This window comes from Glaciimonas sp. Gout2, from assembly GCF_035018905.1.
Lineage (GTDB): Bacteria > Pseudomonadota > Gammaproteobacteria > Burkholderiales > Burkholderiaceae_D > Glaciimonas.
On sequence record NZ_JASJXA010000004.1, the window covers coordinates 136,920 to 151,965 of the forward strand.

Consider the following 15,046-nt stretch of genomic DNA (forward strand, 5'->3'; position numbering starts at 1 on the left):
TTTTAAGAGGACAGCACGATATTCTCAGAAGCGGCCGAACGGCTGCCTGGCAATGGCGCATTGGTGATGCCGTGATACGCAAAAACGACTGATTCTTTTATCGCCTGACTATTATTCCTGCCAGCAGCATGGAACAGACCGCTGTGAAAAAAGACCACGTCGCCGGGGTTCAACTGGAGTGCGAAACCTTGCGCAAATAGTGTTTGATTTTCAGCGACATCGGGACGCAAAAAATCAAGGCCATCCATTTGTGATGGCTGAATGTCGAGTCGGTGTGAACCAGGAATAAGACGTAACCCGCCATTGTTTTCGTTTTCATCATCCAAAGCCAACCAGACCGAAATCAACGCATTGCGCGGAAAGGACCAATAGCGGATATCGCGATGCCAGCCGGTCGCAGTGCCAAAGTCAGGATGTTTGGTCATCACGCAATTATGATGCGCCAACGTTAAGCAAACCTGTTCTCCGAGAAGCTGGGCAAGCATCGCTACCAGAAGTGGATTGCCCGCCCATTCCCGAAACGATGCATGACGTTGATAAGCATCCCGCAAGCGCCGCGCAGTGCGCCCCCCAACGCTATCGAGTGAGGTTGGCGCGCCAGCGTAGCCGACCGCGGACTCGTATTCCAGTGGCGCCACCGCATCGCGTAAATGTTGGTTGGTGATCGATGCCATTTCGGCACAATCAATGGTCGACACCAAGCGTGGCAATATCAGAAAACCGTCTGTTTCAAATGCCGCAATTTGTTCGGCGGAAAGAGGGGTGCTGTTCATTACGACGTTCCTATGGTTGGAAGAAAGCGCAAAACGTAAGCAAAACAAAACAAGGCAGAAGCCGCAGAGCCGATCGATAACGACGCGTTACCGAACATCCAAGTCGAGCGCTATTCGCCGATCCTGGTACGCCTATGTTGCGCCGTACCGGATCGATCTTTGGCGCTTAGCGCTTACTCGCTCTGCTACCTTCCTGTAATGCTATTATCCTCTTGCGCGTGTGCAATTGCTTTTATTTTTCCAACAGCGGGGCGAGATATTTTCCCGTCACACTATTCGGATTTTTAGCCACATCTTCCGGCGTTCCTGTTGCAATAATCAGCCCGCCTCCAGCGCCACCTTCCGGACCCAGATCAACCAACCAGTCGGCGGTTTTAATCACATCCAGATTGTGTTCGATGATCACTAAAGTATTACCCTGATCACGCAAACGATGAATCACTTTCAGTAATAAATCGATGTCGTGGAAGTGCAGACCGGTAGTCGGCTCATCCAGGATGTACAGTGTGCGACCGGTATCGCGTTTGGATAATTCGAGCGACAACTTGACCCGTTGCGCTTCGCCACCAGAAAGCGTTGTAGCGCTTTGGCCCAGACGAATATAACCGAGACCAACATCTAGCAATGTATGCAATTTTCGCGCGATCACCGGCACAGGTTTGAAGAATTCATACGCTTCTTCGACCGTCATTGCCAACACCTGAGTGATATTTTTTCCCTTGTATTGGACCTCTAGCGTTTCGCGGTTATAACGCTTTCCGTGGCACACATCGCAGGGAACATAGACATCCGGCAAAAAGTGCATCTCGACTTTGATCACGCCATCGCCCTGACACGCTTCGCAACGACCGCCTTTGACGTTGAACGAAAAACGTCCGGCGTTATAGCCGCGTTCTTTCGCCATCGGCACGCCAGAGAACAAATCGCGGATCGGTGTAAACAGGCCGGTATAGGTTGCAGGATTGGAGCGCGGAGTACGTCCGATAGGCGCCTGATCGACGGAAATAACTTTGTCGAAATGTTCCAGTCCGCTGATCGATTCATGCGCCGCCGGTTCGGCTTGCGAGCCATATAAATGGCGCGACGCGGCATGATATAGCGTGTCATTGACCAGCGTTGATTTGCCAGAGCCAGAGACGCCAGTGACGCAAGTCAGTAATCCGACTGGCAACCGCATCGTGACGTTTTTTAGGTTGTTTCCGCTAGCGCCGGAGATGATGAATTGTCGATCCGGATCGGCTGGTGTACGCTTTTTCGGAACAGCAATTTTGAGTGTGCCGTTCAGATATTTCGCCGTCAGTGATTTTTTACTTTTGAGAATTTCGGCGAGCGTGCCCTGAGCAATAATCTCGCCTCCATGCACGCCAGCGCCGAGACCCATGTCGACCACGTAATCAGCGGTGCGAATGGCATCCTCGTCATGCTCAACGACCAAAACGCTGTTCCCAATATCACGCAAATGACGCAGCGTTTCAATCAACCGGTCATTGTCGCGTTGATGCAAACCGATGGACGGCTCATCCAGTACGTACATAACGCCGGTCAGGCCAGAGCCGATTTGCGATGCCAGGCGGATGCGTTGCGCTTCGCCACCGGACAACGTATCGGCGCTGCGTTCCAGCGACAAATAATCGAGTCCGACATTGTTGAGGAAGGTCAAACGTGAAATGATTTCCTTGATAATCCGGTCGGCGATTTCTTTCTTCGCGCCGGTCAGTTTCAGCTTTTCAAAGAAATGCAAAGTCTCGCGCAATGGCGTCGCCGCCACCTCGTAAATGGCGCGCTCTTGCTTGCCATTGCCGACCTTAACGAAGCGTGCCTCGATTCGCAGACGCGCACCGTGGCAGGACGGACACTCTTTCTCGTTGATGAACTTGGCAAGCTCTTCCTTGACCGCCATCGAATCAGTTTCGCGGTAGCGGCGCTGTAGATTGTTGACCACGCCTTCAAAGGTATGATCTTTGATCACTGCCTTGCCACGCTCGTTAATATACGTGAACGGAATCGTCTCGCGCCCCGAACCATACAACACAACTTGCTGCGCTTTTTCAGGCAGTTTTTCAAATGGCATATCCAGATCGAATGCGTAATGCGCAGCAAGATTCGATAACATCTGGAAGTAAAATTGATTGCGTCGATCCCACCCTTTTACTGCACCACTGGCAAGCGACAGGTTCGGAAAAGCAACGATCCGCCTGGGATCAAAGAACTCGATATGACCAAGCCCATCACATTCCGGACACGCGCCCATCGGATTGTTGAAAGAGAACAGGCGTGGCTCAAGCTCTTGCAGAGAATAGCCACAAGTCGGGCAGGCGAATTTGTTCGAAAACATGTGTTCAGCGCCGCCATCCATTTCCAGTGCAATGGCGCGTCCTTCGGCCAGACGCAATGCGGTCTCGAAACTTTCTGCCAATCGCTGCTTGATGTCCTCTTTTACCTTCACGCGATCAATCACCACGTCAATGGTGTGCTTCTCGGTTTTTTTCAGCTTCGGCAAATCATCGACTTCATAAATCTTTGCCTTGTTAGTACCGCTTTGAATCCGGAATCGAACAAAACCTTGCGCTTGCATGTTTTCAAACAGATCGACATGTTCGCCTTTTCGATTCGCCACCACTGGCGCCAAAATCATCAGCTTGGTCTCATCCGGCATTGCCAGCACCGCGTCAACCATTTGCGACACAGATTGCGCAGCTAACGGTTTCTCAGGATGATCAGGGCAATAGGGCGTGCCAACCCGTGCGTACAGCAGACGCAAATAATCGTGAATTTCAGTGACGGTACCGACCGTTGAACGCGGATTGTGCGAAGTCGCTTTTTGCTCAATAGAAATGGCAGGAGAAAGACCTTCGATCAAATCGACATCCGGTTTTTCCATCAACTGCAAAAACTGGCGCGCATAGGAAGACAGTGATTCGACGTAACGACGCTGACCTTCCGCATACAGCGTATCGAAAGCCAGCGACGACTTGCCAGAACCAGATAAACCGGTAATGACAATCAGTTTATTACGAGGCAAGTCCAGATTGATGTTTTTGAGGTTGTGCGTACGTGCACCCCGGATGCGAATTTCTTCCATTAACAGCTTTCTGCGTAAATATTTACGGCGATAGTTTATGTTGGAGTTGCAGCTTACTTGTTCTGAATTACCGCTTCGTTACCGTCGAGCCCGGCGTCTAACTAGCATTAAAATAATACCTAAGCATCTCTGGCAATCACATCTCGTACCAGCCGAAACATGCGTGGGATCAGCCATAAGCCAGTAGATTCTTTAAGCGCCTTGCCAGATTTGTTTATTAACTGCCAAGCAATCAACGGAAAAGGGTCAACCTGATATCATAACGGGTTTCGAACATCGTCGTCATATACGCCGCTATACTTTAGTCCTTGGATGAAGATTGCACAGACGAATGCAATGTCGCCAACGCCCTCAATTACCCCCATTTACTCGCCTTGCTAGCAAGGCATGACAAAACTCCACATGACTAGCTCGTTATCTACACCCGCCATTGCCCCAAGGGCAGAATCAGATCCAGGCTCTCCTGACGATAGTCAACGCATGAATAGCGCTGAAATTCGATCGAGTGCATCTCTCGCGTCGATTTTTGCTTTACGTATGTTGGGTTTGTTTTTGATTTTGCCAGTGTTCTCGGTGTACGCCAAAGGCCTCCCGGGCGGTCAAAGTGCAACGCTGGTTGGTCTTGCTATGGGGATTTACGGATTGGCGCAATCGTTCGGACAAATTCCGTTTGGTGCAGCGTCCGACAAATACGGTCGTAAAAAAATCATCATCATCGGCTTGATCCTGTTTGCAATTGGATCCTTCATAGCCGCTGCTGCACCCAATATCTATTGGATCATCATTGGACGCGCAGTGCAGGGCGCGGGCGCGATATCAGCCGCCATCACGGCCTTCATTGCCGACTCCACGCGCGAAGAGCATCGCACCAAAGCCATGGCCATGGTTGGCGGCTCGATTGGTCTGACCTTCGCCTTGTCGATGGTCGCTTCGCCGTTGTTGTATGAATGGGTGGGAATGGGCGGTATTTTTGCTATCACCGGGATATTGTCGCTCGCAGCCATTGCCATGATCATTTTCGGTGTGCCTGACGCGCCATTGATAAAAGTTAAGCAAGTCTCCTGGTCGGAAATTCTGCGCAATGGCGAGCTGATGCGGCTAAATGTTGGCGTGTTCTCTCTGCATCTGACGCAAATGGCGATGTTTGTCGTGATGCCATCCGCCTTGGTGCAATACGCAGACTTGCCAGTTACGCAACACTGGAAGATTTATTTGCCGGTTGTGTTGATCTCTTTCGCATTGATGCTGCCGCCCGTCTTTGTTGGCGAAAAGCAAGGCAAGATGAAGCAAGTATTCGTTGCCGCTATCGCTATGCTGTTGGCAGTGCAGATCGGCATGTGGCTGGCATTCTCCCAAGCAACCGTGCATTGGCCGTTATTGGTTGGTTTATTGCTGGCATTCTTTATTGCGTTCAATGTGCTCGAAGCCAGCCAGCCGTCGCTGGTCTCGCGTATCGCGCCGCCCGGAGCCAAAGGAGCGGCGCTGGGCGTCTACAACACACTTCAGGCGCTCGGCCTCTTTTGCGGCGGTGCCATAGGCGGTGTACTTAAACAACACTTTGGCACGCCCTCCGTATTCATTTTGGGTGGAATTTCAACCCTGTGTTGGCTTATAATCGCTTCCGGAATGATAAATTTACCGCGTCGTGGTAAGCCAGCCACCGCGGTTACACATTAAATTATAGTTAATCAAGATTTAGGAGAAATATATGGCGTCGGTCAATAAAGTCATCATCGTCGGTAATCTAGGCCGCGATCCGGAAACCCGCTACATGCCGAATGGCGAAGCGGTGACCAACATCGCCGTGGCGACTACGGAAAGCTGGAAAGACAAAAATAGTGGCGAAAAGAAAGAATTGACCGAATGGCATCGTATTACTTTCTATCGCAAACTGGCTGAAATCGCCGGGCAATACCTGAAAAAGGGCTCGCAAATCTACATCGAAGGCCGTCTGCAAACCCGCAAATGGCAAGATAAAGAAGGCGTAGAGCGTTACACAACCGAAATCATCGCGGATTCCATGCAGATGCTAGGTAGTCGCCAAGGTCAGGGCGGCGCCTCAATGGATGACGGCGGTTACGATGGCGGCGATGCACCACGTCAAAGCGGCGGCGGATCGTCATACAATAATGCACCATCCGGTAACGCTCCTTCACGCCCGGCCCAAGCGCCCGCATCCCGTCCGGCACAAGCACCTGCTTCGCGTCCGGCACCGAACTTCTCGGATATGGATGACGATATTCCATTCTGATACCCTACTAACTGAATTTGTAAAACAAGACCCGCTAAGTCACTGATTTAGCGGGTTTTTTAATTCTTACATTTTTTCTTCGACGACCATACATGATAAATGTCGCAAGTTAATCTAGAAAGGTGTGAGTAATGAACTGCCTTTTCGCTCCAAAAAAGTATCAAATCCCCGCGATTATCGTATCGGATAGGCGTGATGCTGAACATTCCTTGAGTAAGTAATTCCCCTAACTCAATAGTTCAACGCCATCCATAGCGCAACAACCCCGCCTATTATTTAGCACGAAATTTCAAATGCAATATTTGGGAGGTGGGATGTATGGGGCAATCTGTTGAGTGGGATGAGGATCATTTACAGAAGCAAGCAGTGCAGCAAATTTCGGCATTATTATTAAAGCACTGACACGCTGCCGATATCACGGCTGGAAATTTTTCACCGTCGTCGTATTGATAACTCTTGCCGGTCTCGGCGGCACAGTCGCCAGCGTACAGGCGACACCCAGCAGATCGGGAGACGGACCACTTTTATAATTACTATCGGGATTATGATCCGCAGTGGGGACGGTATTTGCAGAGCGACCCGATTGGGTTGGAGGGCGGGATTAATACGTATGGGTATGTGGGTGGAAATCCGGTTTCGTGTAGTGATCCGTTTGGGTTAAATCCCGTTGCTGGCGCTATTGGCGGTGCGGGAATTGGCTCTGCGTTTGGACCGGTCGTTGGCGGTGTCGTTGGGACGGGTGTTAGTGCTTGGTTTGGCCGGAATGTGGTTGGGCCGATTATTAACCAAAATGGTTCTGGCGATCCTATTGTCTATCCAGAGATTCCGACTGCCGCAGTTGAACGACGATAGTTACATACCTCCAATGAAAATTGGGCATTTCGTTCGCATGACTGATTCGTCATCTGTAAGTATCACGAATTTTTCTTGCTGAATCCTTCACTCCCTTTTTAATGAGTTGCTGACAAGAAAGCAGTGTTTTCATTTTCTTGCGCACACAAAAAATATGACCTCCGAATATATCAAAACACTCCGTTACTGGTTTGACGTCGAAGCCCTAATGTATCCGGATATCCCCAAAGAAAATGTTAAGCGACGACGACGCGCCTTTAAGAAACAATACGCTGAGCTGCTACCGTGGCAGGTACCGCCCTATGACACACGCCAAGAGGAGTTTAAATATTTTGTTTATTTTGGAGTGGTCGATAAAAAAATATTGGAGAAGGAACTATTAAAGCTGTATGCCGGCGCAGAGGATGCCGAAAATTACTCAGGAAATCAAAAGCGTAACGTATACGGGAACACATTCCTTTGTGCCATCGAAATGACCGGCGCTGGCGGTCCGGTTGTTTCAAGTTTGCAATTGGCTGCATATGCCATCGCGTTTGCCGAACGAAAGAATCAAAAAAGATACGATTACGAAGCAATCTCTTTTTTGCTCAAGACAAAGATTGAGAACCTTCTATCACGAGACCACGACAGTGTCGTCGACGGGTACTGGTTCGAGGAAATTATTGAAATTCTGATTGAAGAGTTAGATTGGAGCCCGCGAGCGCTAATGGCTTCGTCTCAAATATACGTCCACACGATCCCTCTGCTTAATGAGAATGGTAGGACCATCTCGCCACCGACTGAAATGGACCCAATTAATTCGTTCTATCTTGAGGATATTCAGCGGATTCTGAACCTCGGGGAAAGAGGTTCAGAATCACAGCAAATAAAGAGATATTTGCAAGAGGAGCGGCCTATGGCGCAAAAGATTGATGTGAGTCAACTGGACATAGCGAATCGCCTCTTGTCCGCAGAGAAATTTCCTTTGGGGCGCTGGCCGTCTGAGTTCCCGCTGTTCATGATGCAGCAGGTTGCGGTCAACACTGCGCTGCATGAAATGAAAGATGGAGGAATTTTTTCGGTAAATGGTCCACCAGGTACGGGAAAGACAACGCTGTTAATGGATGTTATCGCTGCCCGTATTATTGACCGCGCAGAAGTTCTAGCGTCTTTTGCCAATCCAGCAGAGGCATTTTCTCGCAATGAGCAGCGCGTCGAATATCCTGAAACGAGTAAGTTACCTGCGGGTGACGGCTGTTACTTGGTGGATCAACGATTATTAGATTTTGGTATCGTAGTTGCTAGCGCAAATAACAATGCGGTCGAAAACATTACGCGTGATCTGCCTAACATCAAAAAGGTCTCTTCAACGTCACTCACCATAAACGGCACCCCGTTTAATTATTTCGGCGCTATTGCCGAATCGATTGTCAATGACGAAGCGAATAAGCGAAAGAAAAGTAATAAAATGTCCTCTGCCTACGGGGATGTTATCAGCAGCGCGGAAGATAAAAATCTCGAAGAGCAAATCTCTATAGAGCAAGACCTGATGAAATGCTGGGGATTGATATCAGTACCTCTCGGAAAGAGGGCAAACTGCAATCTCGTTGCTGAAAAGTTGAGGCGGTTTAGTGAAAAGGGAGGATTGTCAGGGGCTCTCGACGCTGAGCCTTCAAATGATCTGAATTGGGAGCAAGCGCGTACACAATTTCGGACCGCGATGGATAACGTGCGGGCCACACAAGCCAAAATGTGTGAATACGAACTTAACTTATCCCGATTGAATGTCGCAGTAAAATCATTCTCTGATTCAGAGGAGCGCTTAAGGCAGGCGCTCGATAACTTAACGCCGGTGGTGAAAGAGCGAGAGGGTTTAAAACGAAGGCTCTCTGACATAGAAACGCAGGCAAAATCTACCCTTGATGCGCGCACAATACTCCATCAAGAATGGCCAGTTTTGCGCCAAATCTTAAAATGGCTATTTGACCGAGAAGAATACCGAAAATTTCGCACACGACAGATTGTGCTTTCGGATGCGTCCAACACTCTTTGGCAGGCCGCCGCAGGCTTAAGAAGAAATTGCCTTGAAATTGAGGAGCGTGCAGCAAAATTGGAGCGAATCCTCTCTGATGCACGACTCGCTGTTGCGGCATCCGCGAAGGAGGTGACGCGTATTGAAAAATCCACTGCATCGCTCGTGGAAACCCTGGGTGTGGCCGCGCATGACCATACGGGTTTTAAATCCTTACCAATAGACGTTCAACAAACGAGTCTGCCCCGCAATAACACTCTCTATCAAGAGGCGCGTGCCGCGGTTTTCGTTGCAGCGATGCATTTGCATAAATCGTTTATGAAGCATGCGGGAGAGGCATTTGATATAAATTTCCAACTTGCACTCGGCATGCTTGAGCGGCAGCCGCATGTTCAAGAGTTGCTGCCGACGATGGCACCGCACTTCTGGGCAACATTTTTTTTGGCAGTGCCTGTCGTTTCTAGTACATTCGCGTCGTTTCCTCGTTGTTTTGGCAATCTTGGAGAAGGTGCAATAGGGCTTCTTCTCATTGATGAGGCCGGTCAAGCAGTGCCATCTAATGCGCTTGGTGCAATTTGGCGCTCAAAACGTGCCCTCCTTGTCGGAGACCCGCTGCAGGTTGAGCCGGTGATTACAGTGAACAGAAAACTAGATAACGAAATATTGAAATATCATGGTGCGCCGATACGCCATCTCCTGACAGAATACTCCGCACAGCATCTGGCAGACCGCGGTAATTCCCATGGCTCGCACGTGACGCAATATGACGGAGCAGAGCTGTGGGTCGGTTCACCTTTACGCGTTCATCGACGATGCGTTGCTCCAATGTTCTCATTGTCGAACGCTATTGCCTACAATAATAAGATGGTATTTGGTCCCAACCCAAAAGATGAAATAGCCAACACAATCTCTCGGCCTCTGTTCGGGCGTTCCCGATGGATTCATGTGGAATCGGATGACTTCGATGAGCATTTCAGTACCGCCGAAGGCTTAGTTGCCACGCAAATTGTTATTCGATACCAACAAAAAAAATGGGTAAATCAGATCGATGGCTTGCCAGATATCTTCGTCATTTCGCCATTCAAGTCAGTTGCTGACGGACTGCAAAATCTCCTTGCTGAGCGACTCAAAGAATGGGCTCCACAGGCAGATGAAGGCGCGGTCAAGAAGTGGCTCAAGAGCCATGTTGGAACAGTTCACACATTCCAAGGAAAGGAATGTGAATCTGTAATCTTTGTCCTGGGCGGGCAAACTGCCGGAGCCATAGGATGGGGCGGAAACAAGCCAAACATTATCAATGTCGCAGCCACAAGGGCAAAGCGACGTTTCTACGTAGTGGGGAATCGCAAAAAATGGGAGACTTCGACCTTTGGTGGGGAATTAACACGCGCGTTTTCCTCTGATGGTAAAGATGACCAATTTGTCGCCGATGCTGTTAGGAACGCATCGGCTCAGAATAAGGCTGCGCCGTTAATGCCGATGTATCTCCCATAGAAATTACCTTGAGTTCTATTGAAATTTTGGTTTGGGTGATGGCAACTTTATTGCAATGTCGCGTTTGCCGAGGCGTTAATCGGAGAGATCCCTGTGTCCGTCGGCATGCCGATTCCCTTTAAAAATTTTTCCGTTTCCGGCCACCAAATGTCCACGCCGTCCTGACTGCTGCTCATGCCGTGTGAATCGTTTTTAAATGGGCCGTAGGCGATTAATATGGCTTGACCGCCAGCAGCATTATAAGCAGCAAGCATTTTGGTGGCGACTTCCGGATTAAAGTAACTATCGTTCGCGCCGTAAAACCACACACTAGGCACCTTTGTCTTCGCGCCATAGTCAGCAAAAGCATCCACCAATGCAGATCGCCATGTGCAATCCTCGAGGCGCAGTCCTCCTGCAAAATTGATCAATCCCTTCACGCCGGGAAAATTGCGCGATCCGAATGCCATTGTGGTCAATCCGCCGTGTGATTGGCCCGCAATGATAATGCGCTTTTTATCAGCCCAGGGTTGGGCTAGAGCGTATTCCAGCGCACTTTGCAAATCATCGGCCTGCGCGCGTCCGTTACCAGCAATATTGCATCCACCCGCGACGTAAAGGCCGGTGGATTGAGAAAAACCTTTGCGCATCGGGATCACCACCGCATAGCCGCGTTTGACAAATTCTCTGCTGATGACCGTGTAACGCGCACGTGGTTGAAAATGCGGATTGCCCGCAGCCTTGCCGTGATTCATTATCAGCAAGGGAAAAGGGCCTTCTCCCGGCGGTTTAAAAATAGTGGTTTCCAGTTTGACGCCAAAAATGCCGGAGCCGACCGGTATCATCACGACCTGTTCGCCTAATGCGGCATTCAATATCGGTTCTTGCGCCATGCAGGCGCTGTTGAGCAGCGCTAATATGAAGCCGACTAGAAAGGTTTTTATTTTATTTTGCATCTGTATCGGTCCATGAATGTGTAAAAGGCATGCGGCCATTTTGTTGCGCTACATTGTGGACGATGAATTGTTCCAGTCTTGGTGCCAATATATTGGAAAGTGACCTGCGTCAGTGCGATAACGTAATGTTGGCGTAGACTAATTGTATATTTGTTAATTTGCGTTTATTTGTTTAAGTTGGCTTCTTTGCGCAAAGTGGCGGCGCCGTTTAGTTGCGTCATTCCGACAATTACAGGTTTTTTCTGAAAGGAAATAGGGGCAGATACGCGCTTAATCTACCGACACAATGTGCAGCGGCACCCCTTGCGCCGTTACAATTCCTGACCAATTAATTATCGCGGCATCGGGAAGAGGTTAGTACAATCGATTGTATATGAAGCAAATTAAATACAAAAAAATGACGGGAATGGGCGGGATCGTCGCCCTAGGGTGGTTGATTTTTACCACCGCAGTCGCTGTGACGCAACGCAAGCTGATTTTCAAGCCGGTCCGCATTAAGGAAGTTGAGCGTCCTCGCAGTATTGGGCATCGCACTCGGCCAGTCGTGCTGCGCAGCATTGATGGTACAAGGCTTTCCGGTTGGTTATTGACACCGCGTGCGCCCGGCCCGCATCCCGCGGTCGTGTATTTTGGTGGGCGTTCGGAGGAGGTTTCCTGGGTGGCGCGCGATGCCTGGCGCATGTTTCCTAATATGACGGTGCTGGCCATTAACTATCGTGGTTATGGGGATTCGGAAGGAATTCCGGGTGAACTAAAAATGATTGAGGACGCGCACATGTTGTTTGACTGGATGGTCGAGCATCGGCATGTCACTGCGGGGAAAATCGCCGTAGTCGGTCGCAGCCTCGGTTCGGGCGTGGCTGTCCAGTTAGCCGTCAGCAGACCTGTCGCAGCGGTGGTGTTAATCACACCTTATGATTCGTTGCTGGCGATTGCAAAGCGCCGCTTTCCCTCGATACCGGGCTTCGTTCTGAGGCATCGCTTTGATTCAGTCAAGCATGCGCCGTTACTATCTGCGCCGACATTTGTCATTCGTGCTGCGAGTGATGACGTTGTTCCGGCTTCGCACACAGACTTGCTAGTGGCAAAATTGACCTCCGTTTTGCGCGATGAAACCATTCCTGATTCGGACCATAGCACCATCCCTTATCTTGAATCAACACAGGATTGCATCGCTGAATTTCTTACGACACATTTTAATGAAGTTTCTGAGGCTGTTCTTGTCGATATTGAAGTGACCGCTAATGTTACCTCGCCGGTATTAGCTGATCTGGCTATTTCTATTCCTTCAGGCGTCTTGCCCATGCAGATTAATCCTGGTGACACTGGCTTAAACGACCGTCGGTAGTTCACCAACGTCCGAACGGTTAAACGCGGTCATGCCAGAAAATTTCTCAAGTAAAGCCGGTATTTCTTCCGGCGGCAACGGCCGGCTATAGAAATATCCCTGTGCAAGTTCACAAGAGAGTTCTTTTAACATGTCTCGCTGGATACTGGTTTCGACACCTTCTGCGATGACTTGTAACTTAAAGCTTTTTGCCAGTGCGATGACAGTGCGAATAATTTCGATCGAACTGCTTTGGATAAACGCACGGTCGATTTTTAAGCAGTCTACTGAGAAATTCATAAGCGAAGCAAGCGATGAATGGCCAGCGCCAAAATCATCGATCGAGATCTTGACGCCGATTGCCCTCAGTTCAAGCAGTATCACCTCGGCTGCCACAGGGTCATCCATTACCAGACTTTCGGTTAGCTCGACTTCTAATATGGAAGGAGGGACGTCATACTTTTTCAGAACCGCAACAATTTCCTCTAGCAAACTGTCGCTATTAAATTGACGGGCGGAGACGTTGACCGCAACGGGTATCCAGCCTAATCCGGCCTGATGCCAGAATTGCATTTGCGCACAAGCCATTTCTAATGCGCGCCGACCTAATGGCAAGATAAGACCTGTCGCCTCTGCCACAGGAATAAACTCTCCGGGCAAAATGATCCCTTTAAATGGATGTCGCCAGCGCATAAGTGCCTCAAATCCGACAATGCGCTCAGTTCTTAAGTCAACCTTCGCCTGGTATGTGAGAAAGAATTCACCGTTAGAAATCCCTTCCCTGATTGATTGCTCCAGCGCCAGTCGATCTGCCAGTTCGTTCCCCAATCGCGCTGAAAAGAACCTATAAGCACCTTTTTGCTCGGTCTTGGCCTGGTACATTGCGATGTCAGCGCGCTGTAGCAATTCTGACGTTGTGTTGCCATCCAGCGGATATCGGCTGATGCCCACACTTGCGCCAATCGATAGCGATCTTTCATTCATCGGGAATGGTCGTTCCAGTGCCGCAAGAATGCGGTTGCAGGCCAATACCGCCAGTCTGTCATCGGTGAAATTATTTAAGATTACGGTAAACTCATCGCCGCCAAGTCGGAATACGCTATCGGTGCTGCGAACAGAAGATTTCAGGCGTTCGGCCACAGCGCATAGCAACTGATCTCCTGTTTCGTGTCCCAGACTATCGTTAATATTTTTAAAGTTATCCAGGTCGATAAACAGTACGGCGGTACCACCATTGCCTTCCTGAAAATGGTTAATCGCGTTTTGCAGACTGCGGAGAAATAACAGGCGATTGGGCAGCTGGGTAAGCGTATCGTGTCCCGCCAAGTACTCCATCTGCGCCTGATGATTTTTGAGTCTGAAAGCTAACAGACTAGTGACCAATAAAAATATAGCTATGAGACAGGTTGCGGCGGCTGCCCATCGATAGTGGGTCACCGCTGCTAAATTGACATCCCGCAACACATCCTCCATGGAAATACCGACACTGACAATAAAAGGATATTCTTCGAGTTGTCGGTAGGCGGAAACGCGGGGAGTGTTATCAATCGCTTTAATGACTACTGGCATCTCCGATTTGTGGGCCTCAGAATATAGTTTTACCGTGCTGGTAAAGTCGACCGTAATATTTCTTTTTGCGGTATTACCGATGCGGATTGCGCGATAGATACCGTCGGTTCCAAGCAAGCTGACTAAACCTTGGGTTCCAAAATCTGCTTTATTATAAAAATCGGTGAAGGTTGAGGGTTCGGCAGATAACACAACGACACCGGCAAATGTCCCGTCAGCATGATTAAGACGACGGGACATCTGTAAGGTTTCTGTCGCAGAAACACGACCGACGACAGGCTTGCTAATGAACATTTTCTGCGAGTCTGCTGAGACGTGCGTATAGAAATGCTCGCGATCGCGCAGATTGACTCTCTCGAACGGTTCTGGTCGCGTGGTTGCAATGAGGTCACCATTTTCGTTGATGATGGACGCCAGCGTTAGCACATCGGACGACAGCAGACCGCGCTCAACAAAGTCTGGTAGATCGATTGCGCCCTCTCTACTTTCGTACTGAAACTTTAAAAACTTGACCACCTCGTCATCGTGATGGAGAGTCCGTAAAATGTATTGTTCGTAGCCACGCACAAGGTTTTCCATGTCGCTATTAGCGGCATGAATAGCGGCCGTACTTTCATTTTTTGTGTATATATTTATTCCGACCCATAAGCCCACCAACAATAAAAAATTGAAAGCGATGAGGAGGGCCAGCAAGGATTCGTGGCCCCGACGAAAGAGAGCAGCTTTGAGTGGCATACGACGCCCTTACGTTA

9 protein-coding genes are annotated in these 15,046 nt (G+C 49.5%); 5 read left to right on the forward strand and 4 right to left on the reverse strand.

What is annotated here, in order from left to right; translation table 11 throughout:
• Positions 1–2: 2 nt before the first annotated feature.
• Both QN379_RS05215 and uvrA read right to left on the reverse strand, forming a co-directional pair.
• Positions 3–773: a phytanoyl-CoA dioxygenase family protein gene (locus QN379_RS05215; RefSeq protein WP_323506154.1), complete on the reverse strand. Its 771-nt coding sequence runs from the start codon at positions 771–773 to the stop codon at positions 3–5.
• A 232-nt stretch (positions 774–1,005) separates the two neighbouring features.
• A complete protein-coding gene (gene uvrA, locus QN379_RS05220) occupies positions 1,006–3,855 on the reverse strand; it encodes an excinuclease ABC subunit UvrA (RefSeq protein WP_322233835.1) in 2,850 nt (949 codons plus the stop codon).
• A 480-nt stretch (positions 3,856–4,335) separates the two neighbouring features.
• On the opposite strand from uvrA, the gene QN379_RS05225 reads away from it, so the two are divergent.
• The 4 genes from QN379_RS05225 to QN379_RS05240 all read left to right on the forward strand — a co-directional run bounded on the left by QN379_RS05225 (position 4,336) and on the right by QN379_RS05240 (position 10,463).
• The gene (locus tag QN379_RS05225) at positions 4,336–5,532 is read left to right on the forward strand and encodes an MFS transporter (RefSeq protein ID WP_323506177.1); all 1,197 of its coding nucleotides are present in this window, start codon (positions 4,336–4,338) and stop codon (positions 5,530–5,532) included.
• Positions 5,533–5,563: 31 nt separating this feature from the next.
• Positions 5,564–6,106, forward strand: a complete 543-nt coding sequence (gene ssb, locus QN379_RS05230) for a single-stranded DNA-binding protein (RefSeq protein ID WP_322233833.1) — start codon at positions 5,564–5,566, stop codon at positions 6,104–6,106.
• Between the two features lie 456 nt (positions 6,107–6,562).
• Entirely contained in the window at positions 6,563–6,958 is a 396-nt protein-coding gene (locus QN379_RS05235) for an RHS repeat-associated core domain-containing protein (protein WP_322233832.1), read from the forward strand.
• A gap of 154 nt (positions 6,959–7,112) precedes the next feature.
• Positions 7,113–10,463: a DEAD/DEAH box helicase gene (locus tag QN379_RS05240; protein ID WP_323506155.1), complete on the forward strand. Its 3,351-nt coding sequence runs from the start codon at positions 7,113–7,115 to the stop codon at positions 10,461–10,463.
• Positions 10,464–10,510: 47 nt separating this feature from the next.
• Here QN379_RS05240 and QN379_RS05245 read toward each other — a convergent pair whose 3' ends face one another.
• Complete coding sequence (locus QN379_RS05245; protein ID WP_322233827.1) at positions 10,511–11,398, reverse strand: dienelactone hydrolase family protein; 888 nt, start codon at positions 11,396–11,398, stop codon at positions 10,511–10,513.
• A gap of 373 nt (positions 11,399–11,771) precedes the next feature.
• Here QN379_RS05245 and QN379_RS05250 point away from each other — a divergent pair, with 373 nt between their 5' ends.
• Positions 11,772–12,746: an alpha/beta hydrolase gene (locus tag QN379_RS05250; RefSeq protein ID WP_322233824.1), complete on the forward strand. Its 975-nt coding sequence runs from the start codon at positions 11,772–11,774 to the stop codon at positions 12,744–12,746.
• On the opposite strand, the gene QN379_RS05255 is transcribed toward QN379_RS05250, so the two are convergent.
• On the reverse strand, positions 12,729–15,029 hold the full coding sequence (locus QN379_RS05255) for an EAL domain-containing protein (protein ID WP_323506156.1): 2,301 nt from the start codon (positions 15,027–15,029) through the stop codon (positions 12,729–12,731). The genes QN379_RS05250 and QN379_RS05255 overlap by 18 nt on opposite strands.
• Between the last annotated feature and the right edge of the window lie 17 nt (positions 15,030–15,046).